This is a genomic window from Aquimarina sp. RZ0, from assembly GCF_008370685.1.
Taxonomy (GTDB): Bacteria; Bacteroidota; Bacteroidia; order Flavobacteriales; family Flavobacteriaceae; genus Aquimarina.
In genome coordinates, this window is sequence record NZ_VTZU01000032.1 from 1 (window position 1) to 24973 (window position 24973).

The window sequence follows — 24973 nt, forward strand, 5'->3', positions numbered from 1 at the left end:
GGAGTGGTTTCCTTTGGTAAGTTCTGCTAGAACTTTGAGTTTAAAGCTTTCGCTATAGCGTCTCACATATCCATCATTTTTATACATATACATTGGTTTTTTGTATACATATTTCAGGACGGGTCATAGTGACGCACAACGCTCAGGTTATGATTAGTGCGGTAATAGAAAATCAGAGGTTTTCGTTTTAGCACTTAGTTAAAACATTTTGGTTGCTTTTATTTTTTGTTCAAAAGTCAAATCAAAATGATTTGACGGACATTAAAAATATACATTAACTTTTGGATTAAAGACTAAAACCCACATTAATTATAGTTTTTGTTACCTGCTGTTTATTTTATCAAACCTTTGTTATTTTCATTCGGTTCAATCAAATCCCACATATTTCCATATAAATCTTCGAATACAGCGACAGTTCCATATTCAAATTCGGTTTTGGGTCTTACAAATTTTATTTCTCGGTTAATCATTTTAGTGTAATCTCTTTCAAAATCATCTGTAAAAAGGAAAAATCCGACTCTACCCCCTGTTTGATTTCCTATACTTTCTTTTTGTCTGTCATTAGCTGCTTTAGCTAAAAGTAAACAACATTCTTTTGCACCTGGTGGAGCAACCATTACCCATCTCTTTTTTTCGTCAATTTTTGTGTCCTCAAGTAAAGTAAAGTCTAATTTTTTAGTGTAAAATTCTATTGCTTCATCATAATCCTTTACTATTAAAGCTATATGCGCTATTCTTTGTTTCATACGATTTATAACTAAAAATTTCGCATATTCATCGTTTCTTTTTCCTTTCTACTTCGTTTAAAAAATAAACCGTAGCTATAGCTATGCTTGATTTTTTTGCCTTGCATAAAGAAAAAATAATTCAATGAATTTATACGAATTTTTTAATCACAAATCGTATTATAGTAAATTCAAACAATAAATGGTGGCAGATACATTGAAATCAAAAATGGTATAAATGCTAAAAGCCGCATTATTGCAGCTTTTAGTATAATCTTTACTCGATAATCAAGATTTAAATGCTCCGAGGCTTGCCTCGAAATCGAAATGATTTTTTTCTAATAAATACCTCATGGGCTTATCCCGAGATAGTTTATAATAAAGAATTATAAATTTGTTCTTACAATTCTAACAGTCCATTGGTCTTTTTGACGCCTTCTGCACTTTCTGATAATTTTGCTTTCTCAGCATCAGTAAGTTCGATCTCTACAATTTTTTCGATACCATCTTTCCCTAATACTACAGGGGTTCCTATACATAAATCATGTAATCCATACTCGCCCTCTAATAAGGTAGAACAAGGGAATATTTTCTTTTGATCACAGGCAATTGCCTGTACCAATCCAGAAACTGCTGCTCCAGGTGCGTACCAGGCAGATGTTCCTAATAATCCAGTAAGTGTAGCGCCGCCCACTTTGGTATCTGCTGCTACTTGTTCTAATCGATCTTCAGAAATAAATTCTGAAACCGGCACACTATTTCTGGTTGCCAATCTTGTCAATGGTACCATACCTTTATCACTATGACCACCAATCACCATCCCGTCAATATCAGAGATAGGAGCTCCCAGAGCTTCTGCCAATCTATATTTAAAACGTGCGCTATCCAAAGCTCCTCCCATACCAATAATTCTGCTTTTAGGAAGTTTTGTTGTCTTATGCACTAAATAAGTCATAGTATCCATAGGATTACTCACCACAATAATAATAGCATTAGGAGAATGTTCTATCAAACTAGAAGAAACGGTTTTTACAATTCCCGCATTGATACCAATCAATTCTTCACGAGTCATTCCCGGTTTACGAGGAATTCCTGAAGTAATTACAACAATATTACTCCCTGCTGTTTTTGAATAATCATTTGTGGAGCCAGTTATTTTTGTGTCAAACCCATTCAATGAAGCGGTTTGCATTAAATCCATCGCCTTACCTTCTGCATAGCCTTCTTTAATATCCAGCAATACAACTTCTGAAGCAAAATTCTTTATGGCTATATATTCAGCACAACTTGCACCTACTGCGCCAGCTCCTACTACTGTAATTTTCATGATTTATATGTAATTTTGATTAGTACTTACTACGATTATTGAATAGATTCAATAATCGCGAAAATACGAATTCTTTAACGATTTTATTTGTGAATTCTTCGTTAAATTACAAACCAAAATTAAAACCTAAAGATACATTATTATAGTTCTGAAGTGTGTAATCCAGGTTTGCAGTAAATAAACCTAATTTTACATTAGCACCAATGGTTGCTTTTACTCCTCTTGTCTTATTTTTTACTGAAATAGGATCGGTAACAGTCTGAGAAGTCAAAGGACCATTCTGAACAGTATACGTCCCCAAAATATCAGCAGTACTTGTTCCAAAATAATATCCAAAACCTCCATAAAAATTAAGCTTAGGAAGTTTTGTAGAAATAATCCCTGTAAGTAACCAGGAATTAGAATTCAGGCTAATTTCCTGATCTACTCCCTCGATACTACTATCATTTGTAAAGTCATATGTTCCTTTTACGTTAGTATATCCTACCAAACCAGAAACCTTAAAAGGAAGTCTTTTCCAAGAAAAAATCCAATCAGTTAATTCGTGCTGCACTGCAATACCATATAAGCCTACTTTAGTATTTTCTCTTGCCGCAAGCATAGGCAAAAACCTGGCTTTAATTTCTGTACTTCTGGATATCCCCATAGATCCTTGTAAAAAACCTGTTGGCGCCATAGCAATCTCTTTATCTCCAATCCCATCAGGCAAGGTAACTGCTACCGAGCCAAAACCTCCCTCGTTTAGTACAACCACGACATCTTCCTGATTTCCCCCAAATGCATTGACCACCGTACGTCTTAAGGATCCATCATCGAATTCTATATCTGTATATTCTGCAACATTAAAAATAAAGGATTGCTTTTCTTCTCTGACAAAAGAAAGATTTCCGACAAAGCCAACTTTAAATTTCCACAATTTCTTTACCTGAGCAGTCTTATACCATCCATTAGACATACTATTCACCAATACTTCTCCCGCGGGAGCAAAATAATCAGAACTAAAACGTTCTGCATTAGCGATACCAAGTTCCAGCAACTGGTCAACATTCGTCTGAGAATAGGATACATGCGATATAAGCAGTATAAAAAATACACTAATTTTTTTCATTAGATTTGGGTTTTATAGGCGCAACAATATATAAAAAAATCCGCTATACTCTGTATAACGGATCTCATTGTAAATTATTTGGTAAGAAACATATCTTGAAGATTACTTTTGCTTATGAGTTTGCATTTCTGCTTAAAGCTATACTTCTAGATAAGCTTCCTGCGTTTATGCGTCTATATTTGCATACACTGCATTTTTCTCTATAAATTCTCTACGAGGTGGTACCTCATCTCCCATCAGCATAGAAAAAATTCTATCTGCTTCTGTTAAATTATCGATCGTTACTTGACGCATCGTTCTATATTCCGGATTCATGGTAGTATCCCACAATTGTTCTGCGTTCATCTCTCCAAGACCCTTATAACGTTGTATTTTTGAACTTTCTCCAAACTCTTTTATAATCATATCTCGTTGATCATCATTCCATGCATATTGTTTTTTCGCTCCTTTCTTTACCAGGTATAATGGCGGTGCCGCAATATAAATATGACCAGCTTCTATCAGTTCTTTCATATATCTAAAAAAGAAGGTTAAGATCAAGGTCGAAATATGACTACCATCCACATCTGCATCACACATAATCACCACTTTATGATACCGTAGTTTAGAAAGATTCAATGCCTTACTATCCTCTTCTGTACCAATAGTCACACCAAGAGCTGTGAAGATATTTTTAATTTCTTCATTTTCAAAAACCTTATGGTGCATGGCTTTTTCTACATTGAGAATCTTACCACGCAACGGAAGAATAGCTTGAAACATACGATCTCTCCCTTGTTTAGCCGTTCCACCTGCAGAGTCTCCCTCAACAAGGAATACCTCACATAATGCAGGATCTTGTTCTGAACAATCGGATAGTTTACCAGGTAAACCTCCGATACTCATCACAGATTTACGTTGCACCATTTCGCGTGCTTTCTTTGCTGCATGGCGTGCCTGAGCAGCAAGGATAACTTTCTGAACAATTGTTTTAGCGTCGTTAGGATTTTCTTCCAGATAGTTTTCTAACATCTCAGAAACAGCCTGAGAAACGGCAGAGGTAACTTCTCTATTTCCTAATTTGGTTTTGGTCTGCCCTTCAAACTGTGGTTCCTGTACTTTTACAGAAACGATTGCTGTAAGACCTTCTCTAAAATCATCTCCTGCAATTTCAAATTTAAGTTTATCCAACATCCCGGAAGCATCTGCATACTTCTTAAGCGTTGAAGTAAGTCCTCTTCTAAATCCAGAAAGATGCGTTCCTCCTTCGTGGGTATTAATATTATTTACATAAGAATGTAAATTCTCCGCATAAGAGTCATTATAGATCATAGCTACTTCTACAGGGATGTCATTCTTCTCTCCTTCCATAGCAATTACATGACCAATAATAGGACTACGACTTGTATCTAAAAATCGAACAAATTCTTTCAGCCCTTCTTCAGAGTGAAAGATTTCAGAAACATGATTCCCTTTATCGTCTGTATGGCGTTTATCTACTAGCGTAATAGTTATACCTTTATTAAGGTATGCCAATTCTCGCATACGACTTGCCAGCGTATCATAGTTATATTCTAATGTCTGCTGAAAAATGGTAGGATCCGGTCTAAAAGTTACAACTGTTCCATTAAAATCAGTATCTCCGGTTGATTTTACCGGATACAAAGGTTTTCCTTTTTCATATTCTTGTTCCCATACCTTTCCATCTTTATGCACAATCGCATGCAGATGATCAGAAAGTGCATTTACACAAGAAACACCTACACCGTGTAATCCTCCTGAAACTTTATAAGAATCTTTATCAAATTTTCCTCCTGCTCCTATTTTGGTCATTACCACTTCTAGCGCAGAAACTCCTTCTTTCTTATGAATTCCTACAGGAATTCCACGACCGTTATCTTTTGTTGTGATAGAGTTATCCTCATTAATAGTAACATCAATCGTATCACAATACCCTCCCAGTGCTTCATCAATAGAATTATCTACAACTTCATATACTAAATGATGCAATCCCCTGGTCCCTACATCTCCAATATACATTGATGGACGCATACGTACATGCTCCATCCCTTCCAGTGCCTGAATACTATCGGCAGAATAATTATTTTTTTTTGCTTCTTCGCTCATAAATCAGCTTTAATTAATTACAATTTTTGGTCAACAAACAAAGATAAAAAAAGACCAAGGTGTTCAAAGGTTTTTGTTAGGTTTGATTTAAAGAGTTATCAACAATTAGTTAAGAACAATACTAGAGAAACAAAAAAACTCCTTAAAAGAGCTAAAAACAACCTTAAAATCGATTACGTGATAATTCGTAATTTTATTAACATTATTTAAAATTACTTTTAGCCCTTTAAAAGCGAGCATACTGAATTATTAAAAATACAACTGCAATTTTAAATAATTACGGTTCAGTTTCTGGCTGCCAAAACTTTAAGAAGTGAAGATATTTTTACTTTAAAAAAAACGCTTACTCAGTGAACTACAACGAATAATAGATGACTAACAAAAAATTAATCAAGTTTAACATTTAATTAACTTACAACGTTATAATACATTAGGTGTTAGTTGGTTATCCTAACTACGAAATAAATAAATTCAACTACTAAATTTTAAGAAATGAACACTGAAAAAATTATTAACTTAGCAAAAATCAGTATGCTGAGTTTAGGGTTTTTTGTTGCTTCCTGTAGCACAGAAACCTTTGATGAGAATCCTGAAGATACTTCTATAGAAACTAAAAAGGTATTTTTTATGGGGGATGAAACTGTTGTACAAGTATTGCCTGATGGAACATATCTGTTAGATGATATGAAAATTTTTCCAGAGCAAGTATCTGATTCTCCAAATGATGGAGTTGTAGACCCTAATGATACTCCAGATGCTGGCGTAAAACTTGGATTAGGTGGTGGAATACGTAAATGGTCAAACAACACAGTAGTGTATGTACTTGATAGAAGTTTATCCGCAAATCAAATTAGAGTAACCAGAAATTCTATGGATGAATGGTCTTCTAAAACTGCTATTAGGTTTAAAGAAAGAACCAATGAGAATTTTTTTGTAACTATTGTAAATAGTGGTAACCAATGTAACTGTGCAAGTGCAAGTTTAGGAGCTAGTACTAGAGGTAGAATAAATATGGGGGTTCTAACGAGCGAGGTAGTTATGATTCATGAGATAGGGCATACATTAGGATATGTACATGAGCAAACTCGTCGTGATAGAGATGATCATGTAATAGTTAACTTCCAAAACATACAGGCTGGTGCTGAAAGTCAGTTCAGATTAAACTCTAGAGCAGAACTTATCGGTGAATTTGACCTTAGATCTACGATGATGTATGGATCGTTTACATTTAGTAAAAATGGACAACCTACTATAGTTGAAAAAAGTACTGGTCGGCCTTACCCTAGAAGAAGAGCTGAATTATCTCCTGGTGATATTGCAGGGACAAATCAAGTATATCCAGGTGGAGGAACAGATCCTGATCCGAACCCAGACCCGAATCCAGATCCAGATGATATCTGTGATGGTGTAGATGAATGGGTACGTGGGCAACGCTATCAGGTAGGTGACAAAGTTACCTTTAGAGGGTTCTTGTTTGAAAGAGATTTTACCCGTTGGAATCGTATAGGAAGATGTGGTACAGAAGATCCTGCTGCTGATATTTGTGAAAATGTTGAGCCATTTAATGGTAACAATAGTAGCTACAGTACTGGAGATAGAGTAACTTATCAAGGATCTCTATATGAGCGTCAGAGTAATGGAAGATGGACGAACTTAGGGCAATGTGGTAGCTAATACTAGTTGTTGTTTGAATAAGAATTAACACGCTTTTTTATTACAGATAGTAATATATCATACTAAAAATGTCTCAGGATATCCTGAGACATTTTTTTTGCGAATACTGTAAAATCCCTAAGAAAATATTTCTTGAGGGTTTTTATTCTAATACGATTTATAACTAAAAATTTCGCATATTCATCGTTTCTTTTTCCTTTCTACTTCGTTTAAAAAATAAACCGTAGCTATAGCTATGCTTGATTTTTTTGCCTTGCATAAAGAAAAAATAATTCAATGAATTTATACGAATTTTTTAATCACAAATCGTATAATTGAATATTTAGCAATCATACTGGACTCCTGTGTCAAGAATCGACTACAAATACTAAAATATTAACAAGAAGGTCAAAATTCTTGAATCTATGCCATGAATAAGTAGATAAATTTATTTAGAAAGCTAAAAAAAATAATTACGTTACTGTTTTGCCAGAATTTTATACTATAAATTTCATATTTATTAGAGTAGCGTATGAATATTGGCTTTAATTCAATTAATACATCCTTAACATTTTTTACTGTAGATAGAAGGTGTTTTTTCCGTCTAAAATAGCGTTAACCAAATTTAAATTATGAAAATGTTACACAGACTAAAAACGCTTTTTATAAAGCCTTTGTTATCTATCATGAATAAGATGGCACGTAAAGATCTTAGGAGATCAAATGACTTACATACTTCTAATAACCACAATCATATTGCTGTTATAAACAAAAAGAGTGTAACTGGCTCTTTTTTAAAACAAACTAATTTAATCCCGTATCAAGAACTGAATTATTGAGGTTTTCTATATCAGATTGTCTTTTTTTTCCAGCAGTATGTCTCGTAGGTATGTGTATTAATTGTTGATGCATTGATAGGATACGAGAGAAAATCTGAGATAAAGAGTTTTTTTGAATAATCAAACGCATAGAATCACATAACTCATTCTCTATGTTATTTTAACAATATCAGTTTTATCCAATCTCAGCCATGCATAAAATCAGGATGCTACAACATCATTATTGTTTTGGTTTTTGACTATTTCATAATAGGTAGGTATAACGATATTTTTTAATGGCATAAGACAGGATAATTGCGCCTTTTATTTTGAGGATAAATTTCCCTTGTACAGAAAGGATATTTGATGAATTCCATTAGTCTAAAAAACAGAAATACTAACACAAACACTTACAAAAAATTCAGACAAAGTAGGAATATGTAGAGACTATTCTATGAGAGTTTCTTTACGCCTTTCTGAATCTTTTATAATACCTAAATTATGAAACTTACAACAAAGATTTTAATCAACACCTTATTGCTTTTTGCTATATTTTCTTGTAAAGATACACCTAAGGAAACAAAACAAATAAGCGAATTAACTATTGAAAATAAAGATTTTACATTTAAAATAGAATCTCTCAATGATCGAGAGTACCCTGATAATCCTGATATTGGATTTATGGCTTCTGATTATGATTATAATTATTTTGAAGCAGGAAAAATTCATCCGGAAAAGGAGAATGGAAAATATTCGTTTTATTTTTATTCGAATGGAAAAACGGGAGATTCTATAGCATTCAATACTATTGATTTGTTAGAATTTATGCCTACCGTACCAGAACATCTAAAAGAAGATCGATATTTATCATATATCGCTGTTGTCAATCAGGAATGGAATAGAAATCAGGTTCGTTTTAATGCAAGTCAATTTCAGTCTTCAAACAAGGATATCGTGCGGGTTGATATTGCCAGAAACTGTTTGAATTCTTATTTGTGGGAGATAATAGCTTACAAGAAGGAGAATGGAAAAGAATTACCTTTTTCTCATGGATGGTTTGATTTTCCGAAGCCTCTGTATACACAATTGTTTAAGGCGAGAAATGATGTAGATTTTGAATTGTATAAAAAACCTCTCGAAAACTGGGTTGATTGTGAAAATCGAAAAATCAAGAAGTCTTATATTTCCAAAACATTGGATACTGTTACTATATCTTATCAAGATAAAGGGAATACGATGTACCCATTAGAAGGAGCACGAAAAAAGAAGTTTAAAGAGATTATATATCCAGAAACCTTCAAAACTATTAGGGATTTACAAAGTGATAGTACCAAGTTTGCTACGTTTAGTCCACCAGGATTTTATAACAAATCAAATCCTAGAAAAACAGAATTAGGAAGAATCAGAAATCTAAAAGAAGTCACTCTTTATAAAGTAATGAGCTCACAAGCAAAAGATACATTAAACGAGATTAACTTTACGTTTATTGATGCCGATAATAAAAGAACAACCAAGTTGGTATTAGGCGGTTTGGATCTTTCTGATTTGCCAACTTTGTCAGATGATAAAGCGAATGAAGGATGGAAAAATTCTATGGGTTTTTCTAACCATCCTTTTTACGAGTCCTATGAACAACATTTGTCTTGGGAGTCAGATAAAAATCCATACTACTCATATCTTACTGATGATAAAGATAATTGGCTGGATAGTCATTTGGTAGGTATCGATGGTCCGGTTATGTACTGGGATGATAAAAATCCAAAAATGTTACATGTTTGGTTGTTATCTTTTGAGAGACATGCCTTTGTAGGTCATTATACATTAGAGATATAATGATGTAATACTTCAGTATAGCTTGTTGTAATTGTTTAAGTTTTCTTAAAAAACAACCTGATTTTGATATAAATGAATCAATTCTGGTGACACGACTATGGTATCATTTTTTTTAGATGTTAAAACTTGATCTGGAAATTTCTTGATAGGGTTACTAATATTTACTCGATAATCGAGATTTAGATGCTCCGAGGCTTGCCTTGAATTCAAAATGTTTTTTTTTCAATAAGTGCCTCGTGGGCTTGCCCCGAGATAGTTTACTATTAGCTTATAAGAGTGGTTTGCATTTTTCTTATGAAAATCGAAAAATTAAATCACTCTTATATAAGTGAATTTTAGAAGTTAAAAAACATATTATCTATATACTCTATATACTGAATCAAGCAGAATAAAAGTTTGTGTTTTCGTTTAAGAAAACCGGAAATATATGCGTCAAACATTTTTTGACAGTATTTCCACAAAGGAGCTTTTTATTCTGTTGCACTCAACAAGTACATACAAATCCAATACTTCAACAAAAAATTATTAATCATAAAAGCATTTTAAATGTTTAAGAAAATTAGTGTAGCCATCGTATTTCTTCTTACGACTGCCATACAATCTCAGTCCCAAAATTTTCAGGACAAAAAAATACAGTTTTCCGGGGATTTTAGATTTAGAGGAGAGCATGATTGGGATTCTCAAAAAGGAGATGGATCTTATAGAGAAGATAGAAGTCGCCTGCGGTATAGGTTTAGACTACAAGCAAAATACAATTATAAAAATTGGGCAGAAATCGGTGCTCGAATAAGAACAGGGAATTTAAGAGATCAGCAAGGGCCTCATACTACTTTGGGGGGAGGAGAAGGAGAATTTTCTACTCTACAGGTAGGACTCGAAAAAGTATATTTTTCAGCGCATTATCATCAATTTACGGGATGGATAGGAAAAAATACGTTCCCTTTTTATAAGCAAAATGAACTGTTCTGGAATGACAATGTGTTTCCGGAAGGGATAGCGCTTAGCTATAAGATTTTATTGAATTTAAAATTGGTGAATTCTATAGAGATTAATTCAGGTCATTTTATTATTGGATCTAATAATAAAACTTTTGATGAGGATAGCTATTTCCAGGGAGTGCAAGTAAGAGTAAAGGATATATTAAATCAAAAAATACACCTATATCCTGGTTTTTTTTACTTTAATCAAGTATCGAATATACCAGATAAGAAAGGAGATTTTAAGTTGGATTATTCTATCGTAACAGTAGGATTAGAATATGAATTCTCTTTAAAAAAGAGACTTGTTTTTGGAGTAGATTTTTACAAGAATTTAGAAGACTTGGATACTTCAGAAATTCCGTTAGCATTGATTGAAGAAAAGGATGGATATGTGATGAATGTAAAGTTTGGAAAACTCAGAAAAGCGAATGACTGGATTCTAAACGTATATTATGCCCACATTGGTAAATATGCAATCGTAGACTATTTTGCGCAAAACGATTGGGGCAGGTTGGATTATTCTTCTTTTGATGCAACAGGATCCAGACTTTCTAATACCAAAGGTTTTGAGCTTAGGATAGGATATGCAATAAATGAGAAAATGAACCTTATTTTTAGAGGATACCAGATCGAACAAATTAAAAAAGAAGCAGATTTCCTTGAAACAGGCAGTAGGGCACGAGTAGATTTTAATTTTAAATTTTAGATCACATATTATACGATTTACAACTAAAAATTTCGCATATTCATCGTTTCTTTTTCCTTTCTACTTCGTTTAAAAAATAAACCGTAGCTATAGCTATGCTTGATTTTTTTGCCTTGCATAAAGAAAAAATAATTCAATGAATTTATACGAATTTTTTAATCACAAATCGTATTATACTTCAAAATATAAAAAACAGAAGTTGAATAAGATTAAAATATCAAGCGCTATAGTAAGCAAAAAGCCGTTTGAGAATATCAAACGGCTTTTACTACGCTTATAAAAATATAAGTTGCGTGCGTTACTTACTGCTTGTTTTTTCTTCTTTTTCTGCCAATATTTCCTGATGTCGCTTTTCGGCTAGTAGGTTTTTCTGATAACGTCCTTGCACAACATCTACAATAACCAACACGATAATCACAAAATAAAAGGTAGTTTTACTCATCGGAGTAATGGCATTAGTAAACAAATGCAGATGTGCCAGATGTCCTCCTTCTGATAATAACATGATACCAACTATAAATAAGATAAAAAGACCTAATACCTCATACATCCTGTTTTTTTGCAAAAAATCAGATACTTTGTCAGCAAGGACAATCATCAGTATACCTCCCATAATGATAGCAATAGACATAAGGATCAGTTGAGGGATATATTCCATATCACTTGTTAATGCCATTGCACTTAATATAGAATCAAAAGAAAATACAAGATTCATAATTACAATCCAGAAAATAATCTTGTTTGTAGACGCTTTCTTGTTTTTCTGATCAGAAATTTCGTGCTCTTTAGAGAGCATCATATGCCAGATTTCTTTTATAGCAGTGTAGATAATAAAAATACCTCCAATAAGTACAATAATGCTATGTACATTAAACTCAAATTCTATAATGTTGTTGCCATGCAAGCTGATAAACGGATCCTGAAAGAATTGAATTAAAGACATCAGAACAAACAATAAAACAATACGCAGGATAATAGCGAGACCTACTCCCATTTTGCGAACAAAGCTTTGTTTGTCAGCAGGGGCTTTTTTAGACTCCAGAGATATGTATAACAGGTTGTCAAAACCTAATACCGCTTGTAATAAAACAAGCATTAATAATGTAATAAAACTTTCGACTGTAAAAAGTTGTTCCATAAATAATAATTTGGTTAGTGATGTCCTTCTAAGTATAGAAGCCATTTAGACTTTTTAGTCAATCCCAAAATATCTAAATGAGTTCATAGTATAAATTTATGCTAAAAAAACAGTGATTAATGGGCTTCTAGCCAGTTGTCTCCTAATCCCATATCTACATCTAATGGAACTGCTAGTGTATAAGCGTTTTCCATTTCAGATTTTATCATAGATTTTATTTCTTCTAATTCAGGTTTATAGACATCAAAAACCAATTCATCATGTACTTGTAGTAGCATTTTGGTTTTGTAATTTTTATCTTTTAATTTTTTATGGATATTAATCATGGCAATTTTAATAATATCTGCAGCGCTCCCCTGGATAGGAGCATTGACAGCATTACGTTCTGCTGCACCTCGCACTACTGCATTAGCAGAATTAATATCTTTCAGGTAACGTCGTCTGCCTAGTACTGTCTGTACATATCCATTATCTCTGGCAAAATCAACAAGTTCACTCATATAATTACGTAACTTAGGATAGGTTTTATAATAAGTGTCAATTAATTCTTTTGCCTCGCTGCGGGAAAGATCTGTTTGATTACTTAGTCCAAAAGCAGAAACACCATAGATAATCCCGAAGTTTACAGTTTTGGCGTTACTACGTTGTTCTCTGGTAACTTCTTCTAAGCGTACATTAAATACTTTTGCGGCAGTAGAGGCATGGATATCTTCTCCGTTTTTAAACGCATTGATCATCGTTTCTTCTTCACTCAGGGCAGCAATGATTCTTAATTCTATTTGGGAGTAATCTGCAGCCAACATCGTGAACTCTTCACTTCTGGGGACAAATGCTTTTCTTACTTGTCTCCCGCGTTCTGTGCGTATTGGGATATTCTGTAGATTAGGATTGTTAGAACTCAATCGACCCGTGGCAGCTACTGTTTGCATGTAATCCGTATGTACACGATTGGTAGATTCATTTATTTGTGTAGGTAATGCATCTACATATGTACTTTTTAATTTTGATAACCCTCTGTAATCTAGTATGTTTTGGATGATTTTATGATCTTTAGCCAAATATGATAATACATCTTCTGCGGTAGAATACTGCCCGGTTTTAGTTTTCTTTGGTTTGTCAACCAGTTTTAATTTTTCAAAAAGAATAACTCCCAGTTGTTTTGGCGATGCAATATTAAATTCTTCTTCAGCTTCTGCATAGATACTCTTCTCTAATGATTTAATATCATTATCTAAGTCTGCTGATAACGATTTTAAAAAATCTTTATCCAGATTGATGCCTTCGATTTCCATATCAGCGAGTACTCTTAATAATGGAACTTCTATATCTTCGAATAAGGATATCGTATTCGCATCCTTAAGTTCCGGAGCAAAATGTTCTTTGAGCTGATATGTAATATCTGCATCTTCTACAGCATATTCTGTTTGCTTATCTATAGGTACTTGCCTGAAAGATAATTGATTTTTACCTTTCTTACCGATGAGTTCTGTAATAGACACAGGGGTGTAATTAAGATAGGTTTCTGCAAGGACATCCATATTATGTCTCATATCAGGATTGATAAGGTAATGAGCCAACATGGTATCAAACAGTTTACCTTTTACATCAATATTATATTTTGCCAATACCTTGATGTCATATTTTAGATTTTGTCCGATTTTAGTGATAGTTTCTGTCTCAAAAAATGGGCGTAATTGTTCAATCAACTCTTGCGCTGCAGTCCGATCTTCCGGAAATGGGATATAAAATCCTTTTCCAGCTTCCCAGGAAAAAGAAATACCGACAAGTTCTGCTACAAGTGGATCAAGACCGGTTGTTTCTGTGTCAAAACAAACATTTTCTTGTTTTAGTACGTTCTGGAGAAACAATTTCATAGCCATTCCAGGTGCAATACTTTGATAAAAATGTTCAGTGTTTGCAATTGTTTTTCTGCCAGAAGTAGAAACGTTCTCTGCCGTGTTTTCTTCTGCACCTCCAAAGAGAGAAAACTGTCCAGCACCTGCTTGGTTAGATTGTTTTTTTGGATTGGTAGTTTTAGATTGTGAAACATCTTCTGAGGGGAAGAAGATTTTTGTAAACTGATCCTTTAATCGTCTAAATTCCAGTTCTTCAAAAATCTCTTGAACTTTAGCCGCATCGGGTGAAGATATTTCATAGTTTTTTGCATCAAAGCTTACGTCACAATCCAGCATGATGGTTGCTAATTTTTTGGAAAGCAGCCCTAATTCCTGATTCGCTGCTACTTTTTCTTTCATTTTGCCTTTAAGCTTATCGATATTTGCAAATAGTCCTTCCATAGATCCATAGGCTGCAATAAATTTCTTGGCTGTTTTGTCACCTACACCCGGCAGTCCAGGGATGTTATCTACGGCGTCTCCCATCATGCCCAGGTAATCAATTACTTGTTCTGGTCTTTCTACTTCGAATCTTTTCTGAACTTCGGGAATACCCCATATCTCGATCCCATTACCCATTCTGGCAGGGCGGTACATAAATATATTTTCAGAGACTAATTGTGCATAATCTTTATCAGGAGTTACCATATAGGTCTGATACCCTTCTTTTTCAGCTTGTTTTGCAATGGTTCCTATAAGATCATCTGCCTCGATACCGGCTAATTCTATAATAGGAATGTGCATAGCTTTCAGGATTTCCTGGATAACAGGAACTGCAATCTTTATTGCCTCGGGTGTTTCGTCTCTGTTTGCTTTATATTCAGGAAACATCTCAACCCGGTCTTTACTACCTCCTTTATCAAAGGCTACTGCCAGGTGATCAGGGTTTTCTCTTTTGATAACATCAAAAAGTGAGTTCATAAACCCCATAATGGCAGATGTATCTTGCCCTTTAGAATTAATTCTGGGATTTTTAATTAATGCATAATAACCACGAAAAATAAGTGCATATGCATCGAGTAAGAAAAGCCGTTTTTGTGACATAGTTAAGAGTTCGAATTTTTAGAAATGCAATATAAAAAGAACATTGATGATAATGATCTAAAATCAATAAATAAGAAATGCCGTCAAGTACTGACGGCATTTCGCCCCAAAATAAAATTGATAACAATGTTATCAATTACTTTAAATGCGATTATATATTTTATAAATACTGTAGAGTTTTTTTTATTAGTTCTTCAATCAATAACGAAACGAAGGTACGAATAAAAATTTTACATATGAAAGAAAAAAATGAGATTTATACCTCGCAATCTATGCGTTTGGGGGATTTTTTATTATAAAAATATAGAGATTCGTTAATTTTTACTTAAATGTAATAACAATTCGAAAAGGTGAAATAGTTTTGTTAACAAATTAAAAGTACTTATGCGCTGGATAATTCCTATTCTTATGTATATACTAATAGAGGTATATGCATATCAGGTAATTAGAATGATTACTAAAAGTCAATGGATTCAATTGTTATATATGACAATTTCTTTGGTCATCATTGGTTATGTTATTTATGTTTTTGTGAATTATGACAGAAGTGTTGGTCCTACAAAGGATAGCCTTAGAGCGATTGGGCTTTTGTTAATCAGTGTAGTGCCAAAGTTAGTGTTGGTGTTATTTATGTTTGGAGAAGATATAATCAGAGTGGCCATTGCAGGATATACCTATCTCACAAACACTTTTTTTGAAGGAAATGCAACACAGTATTTACCAAGGCGAAGAAAGTTTATCAGCCAGTTGGCATTAGGAGTTGCCGCCATTCCTTTTGCAGGATTAATACACGGTATTTTTAAAGGGAAGTATAATTTCAAGGTGATCAATCACGTATTGTATTTTAAGGAGCTTCCTGAGGCATTTGATGGTTTTCGTTTAGCACAGATCTCTGATATCCATTCTGGTAGTTTTGATGAGGTTGCCAAAATCGAATATGCTGTGGATCTTATTAATCAACAGGAAATGGATCTGTTATTGTTTACTGGCGATATTGTAAATACCATGGCTAGTGAAATGGATGATTGGATAGATGTTTTTAAAAAAATAAAAATGCCTTCTTACGGGAAGTATTCTATTCTTGGGAATCATGACTATGGAGAATATGTTACGTGGGATACAAAAGAAAAAAAAGACGCGAATTTTCAAGCTATAAAAGATGTTCATTCTAAAATTGATTTTAAATTATTATTAAATGAAAGCGTGTTTGTAGAAAAAGGCGGAGAACGAATTGCTGTGATAGGTGTAGAGAATTGGGGACATAATTTTAAAAAAGCAGGAGACCTGACAAAAGCTTCAGAGCGGGTGTCTAAAGAAGATTTTAAGATTTTATTGAGCCATGATCCCTCTCATTGGGAGTATGAAGTAAAAAAACATAAAGATCATTTTCACCTAACGCTAAGTGGTCATACCCACGGGTTTCAGTTTGGGATCGAAATACCGGGAATTATGAAATGGAGCCCTGTTCAGTATGTATATAAACAATGGGCAGGGATGTATTCTGAAATGGGTAGGTATCTAAATGTAAATAGAGGATTTGGATTTCATGCATATCCCGGAAGAGTCGGGATTTGGCCAGAAATTACAGTAATTGAACTGAGAAAAGGGACGCAACCGTCTTAATTCATAGAAAATGTTATATTTACAGTGATATAGCAGTATTTGAAAAGTGTTATTTTTTTAAAGATTGTACATAAAATTTTAGAAAATGTCAAAGTTTGGAGAGTTAATAGGTATCAAAGTTCCGGTTTTACTGGATTTTTATACTGAATGGAATGAACCATCTGTAGCAATGCATCCTGTCTTAAGAGATGTAGCAGCAGCTCTTGGCGATAAAGCTAAAGTGATAAAAATAGATGTTGATAAGAACGAGGAATTGGCTACTGCGCTTCGTGTGAAAGGATTACCTACTTTGATGATATATAAAGAAGGTGAAATGGTATGGAGACAAAGTGGAGAACAAGATGCTAATACTCTGATAGGACTGATAAAAGAATATGTCTCTTAAGAGCATATTGAACTTATCTTGAGTAGTGGTTTTCAACCGAAAAGTTTGGCTTTTGTACTATAATGAAGTATTTTTTTTCAGCATAACTATAGCTACGGTTAAAAAAACAAAATTAACGTGCAAAATGTAAGTTTTGTAGGTCAAAGCATTACTCAAGATGAGTTCATTTATATTTTATCAAAGATATAGCCTTTTTGGGTAAAGAAATCAAGTGTCCTTGGTAAGGCATACGACATGTTTTTGGAGGCTTTAATACTATCGTGAAAAACAATAATACTGCCATTTTCTGAATGGTTAATTACATTGCCGAGGCATTCTTCTGGTGAAACGTTCTTATCCCAATCTTTTGAGATTACGTCCCATAATATAATGTGATATCCCTTTCTTTTTAGTTTACTTAGTTTGCTTTTGCTTATGTGCCCATATGGAGGCCTGAATAGTTTGTTTTGTGAAGTAATATGTTCTGCGATTTTTTTTTCGCAAGTGGAAATATTCTCTAGGTATGTGTTGGTATTATTTTTCCAGGCTTTCATATGATTCATGGTATGGTTTCCTATCGAATGCTTCTCAGAAATAATTTTATTAAAAATGTTTGGATGTTTTTCTATATTTTCTCCAATACAAAAAAATGTAGCTTTGGCATTATACTGTTTTAATTGATCCAGAACAAATTCTGTAACTTTTGGGATAGGGCCATCATCAAAAGTAAGGTATATTTTTTTTTCTCCTCCTTTTGCGTTCGAAGAGAAATCCCAGGTATATTCAGAAAAAAGGGATTTGATTAAAACAGGAGTCTTGACCGGAATGATTTTCACACTTCAATATAAATAAAAAGGAGCAAATTCGAACGGTGATTTTAAGTCAGAAACAATATAATACGATTTATAACTAAAAATTTCGCATATTCATCGTTTCTTTTTCCTTTCTATTTCGTTTAAAAAATAAACCGTAGCTATAGCTATGCTTGATTTTTTTGCCTTGCATAAAGAAAAAATAATTCAATGAATTTATACGAATTTTTTAATCACAAATCGTATAAAACCATTGTTCAAGATGTATTCTTCAACTTTAAGCTTCAAAAATATAACATTTCTACACAAAATTTATGCTGAAAAGCATACTTAATTTGATGTATTTTTGACGAATCTAAGCCAGGTTTTATGAATTTTCGGTACTGTCTATAGTGTCAAGTGCTTTTTGTCTTTCCTGAATTTCTTTTAGTAATGCTTCCTCTTCTTGTTGTTGCTTGATAGCATCATCATCATATTCTTCGTCTTCAGAATAAAGCCTTGTAAATAATCTTAAATATCGATTAAATTCTTCAGCCTTTTCTTCAACCATATCTCGATCTTTATTGATAAGTAAGAGATCTACAACGCTACGATAGCGTTCTACATTACTCACAATTTCATTAGCATATTCATATTGGTTTTCTAGTGTAAGACTTCCAAAATAAGTAAGCTGGTCTTGATATTTTTTAGCAATTTTTGTCCACAGTTCACGAGCCTTTTCTTTTTCATCCACTTCATAATACCCATTAACATATGGTTCTAATAGCGTATAGTATTCATAATATTCTATAGGCATTTTTTCCATACCTAAGTCTAATATTTCTTTGGCCTTATCTTTTTTATCCTCTTGTATAAGAGCTTCTACTAATCGTGCTAAATTACTCCTGTACGTAATTGCATTTTTACGAGTTTCCGGATCGTGATAGATATTTGGGTCTTCACTATTTCCCCAATCCCAGCTTGTCACATTTTTGTACATCACATCGGTGTCAATTCGCCCCATGTCATATGGGTTACGTTTGTCTAATTTAGTACGGATGGGAACTAATTTATAGGTTACTCCATCTAATTGCAGATAATCTTTCATCCATAAGTAATCATCATCTCCAAAACTACCTCCGGTAAAATATATAGGTCTTTCCCAGTTGTTATTAGCGATGATATCAAGCATCAATAATCTGTTTTTGAATAATAGGTCTCCTTTGAGATGTATATCTATGTAAGGTACGATAAGATCAGCATCTTTCTGAGGAACAATACCATTTCGCAACACGGCTTCTTTATCTACAGGAATTCTTATGTGTTTAGAAGGAAAAGTATTTACTTTTTTTCCGTTCTGTAAATCACCTTTGGTTTTTGGGTTGTCATTTTGTATCCAATCCATCCAAGTATTAATAGGAATGGTGTCTTTTGTAACGGGTTTAAAATAGATTGCGTCGTTATTTCCGAATCGATAAAAATCGTGTGTCAGCTGTGATGGAATTGGTTTTCCGTCATAAGCGGCTCTTTTCATCTGATCAATATACCAGTCTGTCGCAAAAAGACTAGTGTTTACTGTTCTTACATCAGTACGATATTCTTCTATTTCCTGAGCATACCACAGTGCAAAAGTGTCATTATCTCCTATAGTAAATAGAATGGCGTCATCCTGACAGGATTGTAGATACATTTTTGCCATCGATTGGGCGGTGTATCTGTTGGATCTATCGTGATCATCCCAGTTTTGTGCAGCTAATAATACCGGAACAGCAAATAAGCACACTAGAGTCACAGCTGGGGCGAGTAATTTAGGTTTTACAGCGTTTTTGAGTATATCAAATAGCGCATACACTCCAAAACCTATCCAAATAGCGAAAACATAAAACGACCCTACGAGTGCATAATCACGTTCTCTAGGCTCAAAAGGTCTTTCGTTCAGATATATTTTTAGTGCCAGTCCGGTAAAAAGGAAAAATATTAATAATACCCAGAAATTCTTTTTATCGCGTTGTGCCTGGAATATAAATCCTAATAATCCTAATAATAAAGGTAAGAAATAGTAAGTATTACGGGCTTTGTTTTTCAATGCGTCCTCAGGAAGGTTGTCTTGCGATCCTAAATGAAGTTCATCTATGAATTTGATACCGCTCAACCAGTTACCTTCCAGATTCGTATATTTTCCCTGATTGTCATCTTGTCTACCAGTAAAATTCCACATAAAATATCTCCAGTACATATATCCCATTTGATACTCGAAAAGGTATCTTATATTTGCTCCAAAAGAAGGTTTTTTTACATCAATATAATCACCAAAGGATCGTAAGAATTTATTATAGTCATCGTTGTCTAATTTTCCGGTAGCATATTCTCTTCTAAACTCTGTAACAGCATTTAGTAGTTCTTCCTGATCCTGAAATTCTGGTTTGATTGTAAATTTTATTGGCCCCGTAAAATCCATATAGTTGCTAATGTGTTCTGTGCTCCACATTCTGGGTAAAAATGATTTCTGACGATCATCTATATTTTGTTTGGCATTTTTCCAATCATTTACAATATCATATTTTCCTGTTTTTAAGTTTTTCTCATACTTAGGTTTGCCATCTTCATAGGGGTTCTCTTCATCCAGACCAGCATAGATTTCAGTAAATTGAGGGCCATAAAAAAGATGAGTTTCCGGGTATTGCTCCAAGTTGTAGTATGCAAGCAATTCTCTGGCATTATTAGGGTTGTTTTCGTTGATAACGGTACCTGCATTGGCACGTATTGGCAGCATTATCCAGCAAGAAAACCCAATAAAAATGAACAATACGCATAGCAAAGAAGAGTTTATTAATGGTAAGCCTTTTTTACGCGTATATTTTAATCCGTAATAAAATGCAATTGCAATAGCAATTCCGGTAATAATGGTACCAGAATTAAAAGGAAGTCCTATAGTGTTGACAAAAAACACTTCCATTCCTCCAAATAATTTTAGCGTAGAAGGTAAAAGAAGTTTAAATATGAATAGCAATATGGCAACAACAATTATGTTTGCCGCAATAAAACTTTTCAAAGTGACTTTATAGTTTTTAAAATAATATAAAAGCCCTATGGCAGGAATAGAAAGTAATCCCATAAAATGGACTCCAAAGGAAAGACCGGCAATAAAAGCAATAAGTATTAGCCATCGATCTCCGCGGGCTTTGTGCATATCTCGCTCCCATAATAATCCTAAATAGAATAATACTGATAAAATAAAGATTGCCATCGCATATACTTCTGCTTCTACAGCATTAAACCAGAAACTATCTGTAAAGGTAAATGCGAGAGAACCTACCAATGCACTTCCCAAAACTGCAATAGCTTTATTTTGAGTCAATTCTTCGTCTTTTATAATAAGTCTTGTAACAAGTATTGTAATTGACCAAAACATGAATAGAATGGCAAAGGCACTGGCAAAAGCGGATGTCATATTCACAACATAGGCTATTTGAGTTTTATCAAATGCAAAAACAGATGCAAATGCTCCAATCATTTGGAACAATGGAGCTCCTGGTGGATGTCCTACTTGTAGCTTAGAGGAAGTAGCGATATATTCTCCCGCATCCCAGAAACTGGCAGTAGGTTCTACGGTAAGTGAGTAAACACATAGAGCAATCAAAAAAACTGCCCATCCTAATATTTTATTCCACTTTTTAAAGTTGAATGTACCCATAAGATCTAACTATTATAAAAACGTCTGGCGAATTTAGTGATAAAAATACTTTAAGTTAAGTTTTTTTAGCAAACGCTTTATAGAAGTTTATATTTTTTGAAGGTTAATGATTTTAAATAAAAGGAGTTGAGTACAAAAATGAGTAAAAAGAGTATTTTTTTTCAAAAAATATTTGCAGAGCAAAAAGAATGTTCTAAATTTGCACCCGCAAAGATACATTGGTCTATGGTGTAACTGGCAACACGTCTGGTTTTGGTCCAGAAGAGTCTAGGTTCGAGCCCTAGTAGACCAACATAATAAACTCTCTAAGATTTTAGTTTAGAGAGTTTTTTTTGTGATTGTAGTATGATAATTTATATTTTAAAAGTTAATACAGGTCTTTTTGCGTGATTTACTACATCTTCTCCCAGACTTCCATTTATAAAATGAGATAAACCCTTTCTGCCGTGAGTGCTAATACCAATCAAACCGGCATTTACAGAATTCGCAAAATTCAGAATCCCTTTCTCTACATTAATATCATTATAAATGTTCAAAGTGTAGTTGTCAATAGGTAGATCAGCAATCATCAGGTTCATTTTTTCTTCAGTTTGGCTGGTGGTTTTAAAACTGTTGATGGTATTTATCCACAATAAATGAAGTTTTGCGTTTAATTGCTTTGCAAATTCGTGAGCTGCGATTAAAGAAGGTTTGTCTTCGTCATCAAAATTTGTTGCATATACGATATCATTCACATTGAAGATGTCACAGTCTTCTTTGATAACCAACACGGGTTTTTCAGAAGTTCTAACTACTTTTTCTGCATTAGACCCAATGAATAGTTCTTCAAATCCTGTGGAGCCGTGTGATCCCATGATAATCATGTCAATCTCATTTTTTTTACAGGAATCCGTAATTCCTTTTAAGACATCTTCAAAGCTTACCGTTTCTAAAACTTCAATTCCCTTTAAATAGTCTTTTTTCAGAATCTCTTCAAACTTTTTATGAGTTTGTTGCATAAAGAAAATAGCTTCTGGAGCTGGTCCTGAATTTCCTGAAGACATTAAGTCGTTTAGATGTACAGGGAGTTCGAGTATGTGTAATAAATAGATTTGGCTGTTATTCTTTTTTGCGATTTGCGCTGCTACTTTCAAGGCGCTTTCGGCTTGAGTAGAGAAATCTGTTGGAACAAGTATTTTTTTAATCATGATAAAATGTGTTTATGATAACTGGTGAAATAAGAATACGTCTTTACTGATTTTTTGTTAGAGGCTATAATATTTTTAAAGGCTGGCATTTCTTTTAAAAACAATTCTTAAAGGGGGAAAAGATCTAACCTCTTAAGAGCCACTTAAATTTACAAATAAAATCATTCTTAACTAGATTTTGAATATAAGATATTATTACTATCTTTGCACCGTTGAAATTAAAAAACCAGATGAGGGGACGAGAAGTCCCCTCTTTTTATCTAAGTATGTCATTAAAGGATAAAGTTCAGAATTTATTAGAAGAAGCGCTCAATGAAAATCCTTCATTGTTTCTGATTGATTGTAAAATACAACCTGATAATAGCATTGAAGTTATTTTGGATGGAGATCAAGGCGTTAAGGTTGATGATTGTATTGCGGTGAGTAGGGCGATTGAGCATAATTTAGATCGTGATGAAGAAGATTTTTCATTGCAGGTTATGTCTGCAGGAGTTTCTGAAGGTTTGAGTCACATACGGCAGTATAAGAAGAATGTAGGAAGGAAGCTTAAAGTAAAAACTGAGGATAATACCTCTATCGAGGGGGAGCTGACTTTAGTAACAGAAGATATGATCACATTGGTTTGGAAAGCTAGAGAGCCTAAGCCAATAGGAAAAGGAAAGATAACCGTGACCAAGGAAGCTTGTGTCCCATATAATGAGATACGGGAAGCAAAAGTTATGATAACATTTTAATTTATAGATTGATATGGAAAATATCGCATTAATAGAATCATTTTCAGAGTTCAAGGATGACAAGTTAATAGATCGTGTAACCTTAATGGCGATTTTGGAAGATGTGTTCAGGAATGCATTAAAAAAGAAATTTGGAAGTGACGACAATTTCGATATCATTATAAATCCGGATAAAGGAGATTTAGAGATTTGGAGGAATAGAGTGGTAGTAGCTGACGGAGAGGTAGAGGATGATAATCAGGAAATTTCATTAACGGCAGCACAAAGGATAGAACCAGATTTTGAAGTAGGAGAAGATGTGTCGGAGGAAGTTAAGTTGATTCATTTGGGTAGGAGATCTATTTTGGCATTACGTCAGAATTTAATTTCTAAAATCCATGAGCATGATAATACAAATATTTATAAGCAATTTAAAGATTTAGAAGGAGAGATTTATACAGCAGAAGTTCATCATATTCGGCATAGGGCGATTATTTTATTAGATGATGAAGGTAATGAGATTATTTTACCAAAAGATAGACAGATACCATCTGATTTCTTTCGTAAGGGAGAGAATGTGCGAGGGGTTATTGAATCTGTAGAGCTCAAAGGGAATAAGCCTGCTATTATCATGTCTAGAACATCACCTCTGTTTTTAGAAAAATTATTTGAATCTGAAATACCAGAAGTTTTTGATGGATTAATTACTGTCAAAAAAGTAGTAAGGATTCCTGGAGAAAAAGCAAAGGTTGCAGTTGATTCTTATGATGATAGAATTGATCCGGTAGGAGCTTGTGTGGGAATGAAAGGTTCTCGAATCCATGGTATCGTTAGAGAATTAGGAAATGAAAATATTGATGTAATAAATTATACTAATAACTTACAATTATACATTACCAGGGCGTTGAGCCCGGCAAAAGTAACGTCGATAAAGCTTAATGAAGAAGGTAGTAGAGCAGAAGTGATGCTGAAACCAGAAGAAGTTTCAAAAGCAATCGGTAGAGGAGGACATAATATTCGACTTGCAGGTCAATTAACTGGTTATGAGATTGATGTATTTAGAGAAGGTGTGGAAGAAGATGTGGAGTTATCTGAGTTTACCGATGAAATCGATTCCTGGATTATAGAGGAATTTGCTAAGATAGGTTTGGATACTGCAAAAAGTATTTTGGAGCAGGAAGTAGCGGATTTAGTGAAGAGAACAGATCTTGAAGAAGAGACAGTTAGTGAGGTTATGAGGATATTAAAATCAGAATTTGAGGATTAAT

The 24973-nt window shown here is 33.8% G+C and carries 16 protein-coding genes and 1 tRNA gene; 8 read left to right on the plus strand and 9 right to left on the minus strand.

All coding sequences use genetic code 11. The features are described from left to right. Positions 1-332 precede the first annotated feature (332 nt). From F0000_RS13310 to gyrB, 4 genes are all read right to left on the minus strand, one after another. A complete protein-coding gene (locus F0000_RS13310) occupies positions 333-746 on the minus strand; it encodes a VOC family protein (protein WP_149625215.1) in 414 nt (137 codons plus the stop codon). Positions 747-1125: 379 nt separating this feature from the next. Next, positions 1126-2052, minus strand: coding sequence for a malate dehydrogenase (mdh, locus tag F0000_RS13315; protein WP_149625216.1), 927 nt, complete (start codon positions 2050-2052; stop codon positions 1126-1128). Between the two features lie 106 nt (positions 2053-2158). Beyond that, on the minus strand, positions 2159-3160 hold the full coding sequence (locus F0000_RS13320; RefSeq protein ID WP_149625217.1) for a DUF6588 family protein: 1002 nt from the start codon (positions 3158-3160) through the stop codon (positions 2159-2161). A 165-nt stretch (positions 3161-3325) separates the two neighbouring features. Next, a complete protein-coding gene (gyrB, locus tag F0000_RS13325; protein ID WP_149625218.1) occupies positions 3326-5266 on the minus strand; it encodes a DNA topoisomerase (ATP-hydrolyzing) subunit B in 1941 nt (646 codons plus the stop codon). A gap of 492 nt (positions 5267-5758) precedes the next feature. Between gyrB and F0000_RS13330 the strand changes: the two genes are divergently transcribed. The 3 genes from F0000_RS13330 to F0000_RS13340 all read left to right on the plus strand — a co-directional run bounded on the left by F0000_RS13330 (position 5759) and on the right by F0000_RS13340 (position 11256). Next, on the plus strand, positions 5759-6940 hold the full coding sequence (locus tag F0000_RS13330; RefSeq protein ID WP_149625219.1) for a M12 family metallopeptidase: 1182 nt from the start codon (positions 5759-5761) through the stop codon (positions 6938-6940). A gap of 1298 nt (positions 6941-8238) precedes the next feature. After that, the gene (locus F0000_RS13335; RefSeq protein WP_149625220.1) at positions 8239-9570 is read left to right on the plus strand and encodes a hypothetical protein; all 1332 of its coding nucleotides are present in this window, start codon (positions 8239-8241) and stop codon (positions 9568-9570) included. A 546-nt stretch (positions 9571-10116) separates the two neighbouring features. Further along, positions 10117-11256: a putative porin gene (locus F0000_RS13340; protein ID WP_149625221.1), complete on the plus strand. Its 1140-nt coding sequence runs from the start codon at positions 10117-10119 to the stop codon at positions 11254-11256. Positions 11257-11554: 298 nt separating this feature from the next. On the opposite strand, the gene F0000_RS13345 is transcribed toward F0000_RS13340, so the two are convergent. Next, positions 11555-12439, minus strand: coding sequence for a TerC family protein (locus F0000_RS13345; RefSeq protein WP_255452735.1), 885 nt, complete (start codon positions 12437-12439; stop codon positions 11555-11557). A gap of 71 nt (positions 12440-12510) precedes the next feature. Next, positions 12511-15333, minus strand: coding sequence for a DNA polymerase I (polA, locus tag F0000_RS13350; protein WP_149625222.1), 2823 nt, complete (start codon positions 15331-15333; stop codon positions 12511-12513). Between the two features lie 384 nt (positions 15334-15717). Between polA and F0000_RS13355 the strand changes: the two genes are divergently transcribed. Then, entirely contained in the window at positions 15718-16956 is a 1239-nt protein-coding gene (locus F0000_RS13355; RefSeq protein WP_149625223.1) for a metallophosphoesterase, read from the plus strand. A gap of 85 nt (positions 16957-17041) precedes the next feature. Beyond that, a complete protein-coding gene (locus F0000_RS13360; protein ID WP_149625224.1) occupies positions 17042-17341 on the plus strand; it encodes a co-chaperone YbbN in 300 nt (99 codons plus the stop codon). A 167-nt stretch (positions 17342-17508) separates the two neighbouring features. Here F0000_RS13360 and F0000_RS13365 read toward each other — a convergent pair whose 3' ends face one another. Both F0000_RS13365 and F0000_RS13370 read right to left on the minus strand, forming a co-directional pair. Then, a complete protein-coding gene (locus F0000_RS13365; RefSeq protein ID WP_149625225.1) occupies positions 17509-18156 on the minus strand; it encodes a polysaccharide deacetylase family protein in 648 nt (215 codons plus the stop codon). Between the two features lie 343 nt (positions 18157-18499). After that, a complete protein-coding gene (locus tag F0000_RS13370; protein ID WP_149625226.1) occupies positions 18500-21805 on the minus strand; it encodes a DUF2723 domain-containing protein in 3306 nt (1101 codons plus the stop codon). Between the two features lie 219 nt (positions 21806-22024). Between F0000_RS13370 and F0000_RS13375 the strand changes: the two genes are divergently transcribed. Then, positions 22025-22097 (plus strand) — tRNA-Gln (locus tag F0000_RS13375). A 61-nt stretch (positions 22098-22158) separates the two neighbouring features. Here the strand turns inward: F0000_RS13375 and F0000_RS13380 are convergent. Next, positions 22159-22992 carry a universal stress protein gene (locus F0000_RS13380; protein WP_368668095.1) on the minus strand — a complete coding sequence of 278 codons (834 nt, stop codon included), beginning with the start codon at positions 22990-22992 and terminating at the stop codon, positions 22159-22161. Positions 22993-23222: 230 nt separating this feature from the next. On the opposite strand from F0000_RS13380, the gene rimP reads away from it, so the two are divergent. After that, positions 23223-23726, plus strand: a complete 504-nt coding sequence (gene rimP, locus F0000_RS13385) for a ribosome assembly cofactor RimP (protein WP_255452738.1) — start codon at positions 23223-23225, stop codon at positions 23724-23726. Positions 23727-23739: 13 nt separating this feature from the next. Next, positions 23740-24972, plus strand: coding sequence for a transcription termination factor NusA (gene nusA / locus F0000_RS13390; protein ID WP_149625227.1), 1233 nt, complete (start codon positions 23740-23742; stop codon positions 24970-24972). Position 24973: the final 1 nt, after the last annotated feature.

Excerpts from the sequence above, each read along its gene's own strand:
- F0000_RS13310 (WP_149625215.1), bottom strand. The coding sequence starts at position 746 with ATGAAACAAAGAATAGCGCATATAGCTTTAATAGTAAAGGATTATGAT.
- mdh (WP_149625216.1), bottom strand. The coding sequence starts at position 2,052 with ATGAAAATTACAGTAGTAGGAGCTGGCGCAGTAGGTGCAAGTTGTGCT.
- F0000_RS13320 (WP_149625217.1), bottom strand. The coding sequence starts at position 3,160 with ATGAAAAAAATTAGTGTATTTTTTATACTGCTTATATCGCATGTATCC.
- gyrB (WP_149625218.1), bottom strand. The coding sequence starts at position 5,266 with ATGAGCGAAGAAGCAAAAAAAAATAATTATTCTGCCGATAGTATTCAG.
- F0000_RS13330 (WP_149625219.1), top strand. The coding sequence starts at position 5,759 with ATGAACACTGAAAAAATTATTAACTTAGCAAAAATCAGTATGCTGAGT.
- F0000_RS13335 (WP_149625220.1), top strand. The coding sequence starts at position 8,239 with ATGAAACTTACAACAAAGATTTTAATCAACACCTTATTGCTTTTTGCT.
- F0000_RS13340 (WP_149625221.1), top strand. The coding sequence starts at position 10,117 with ATGTTTAAGAAAATTAGTGTAGCCATCGTATTTCTTCTTACGACTGCC.
- F0000_RS13345 (WP_255452735.1), bottom strand. The coding sequence starts at position 12,439 with ATGGCTTCTATACTTAGAAGGACATCACTAACCAAATTATTATTTATG.
- polA (WP_149625222.1), bottom strand. The coding sequence starts at position 15,333 with ATGTCACAAAAACGGCTTTTCTTACTCGATGCATATGCACTTATTTTT.
- F0000_RS13355 (WP_149625223.1), top strand. The coding sequence starts at position 15,718 with ATGCGCTGGATAATTCCTATTCTTATGTATATACTAATAGAGGTATAT.
- F0000_RS13360 (WP_149625224.1), top strand. The coding sequence starts at position 17,042 with ATGTCAAAGTTTGGAGAGTTAATAGGTATCAAAGTTCCGGTTTTACTG.
- F0000_RS13370 (WP_149625226.1), bottom strand. The coding sequence starts at position 21,805 with ATGGGTACATTCAACTTTAAAAAGTGGAATAAAATATTAGGATGGGCA.
- F0000_RS13380 (WP_368668095.1), bottom strand. The coding sequence starts at position 22,992 with ATGATTAAAAAAATACTTGTTCCAACAGATTTCTCTACTCAAGCCGAA.
- rimP (WP_255452738.1), top strand. The coding sequence starts at position 23,223 with ATGAGGGGACGAGAAGTCCCCTCTTTTTATCTAAGTATGTCATTAAAG.
- nusA (WP_149625227.1), top strand. The coding sequence starts at position 23,740 with ATGGAAAATATCGCATTAATAGAATCATTTTCAGAGTTCAAGGATGAC.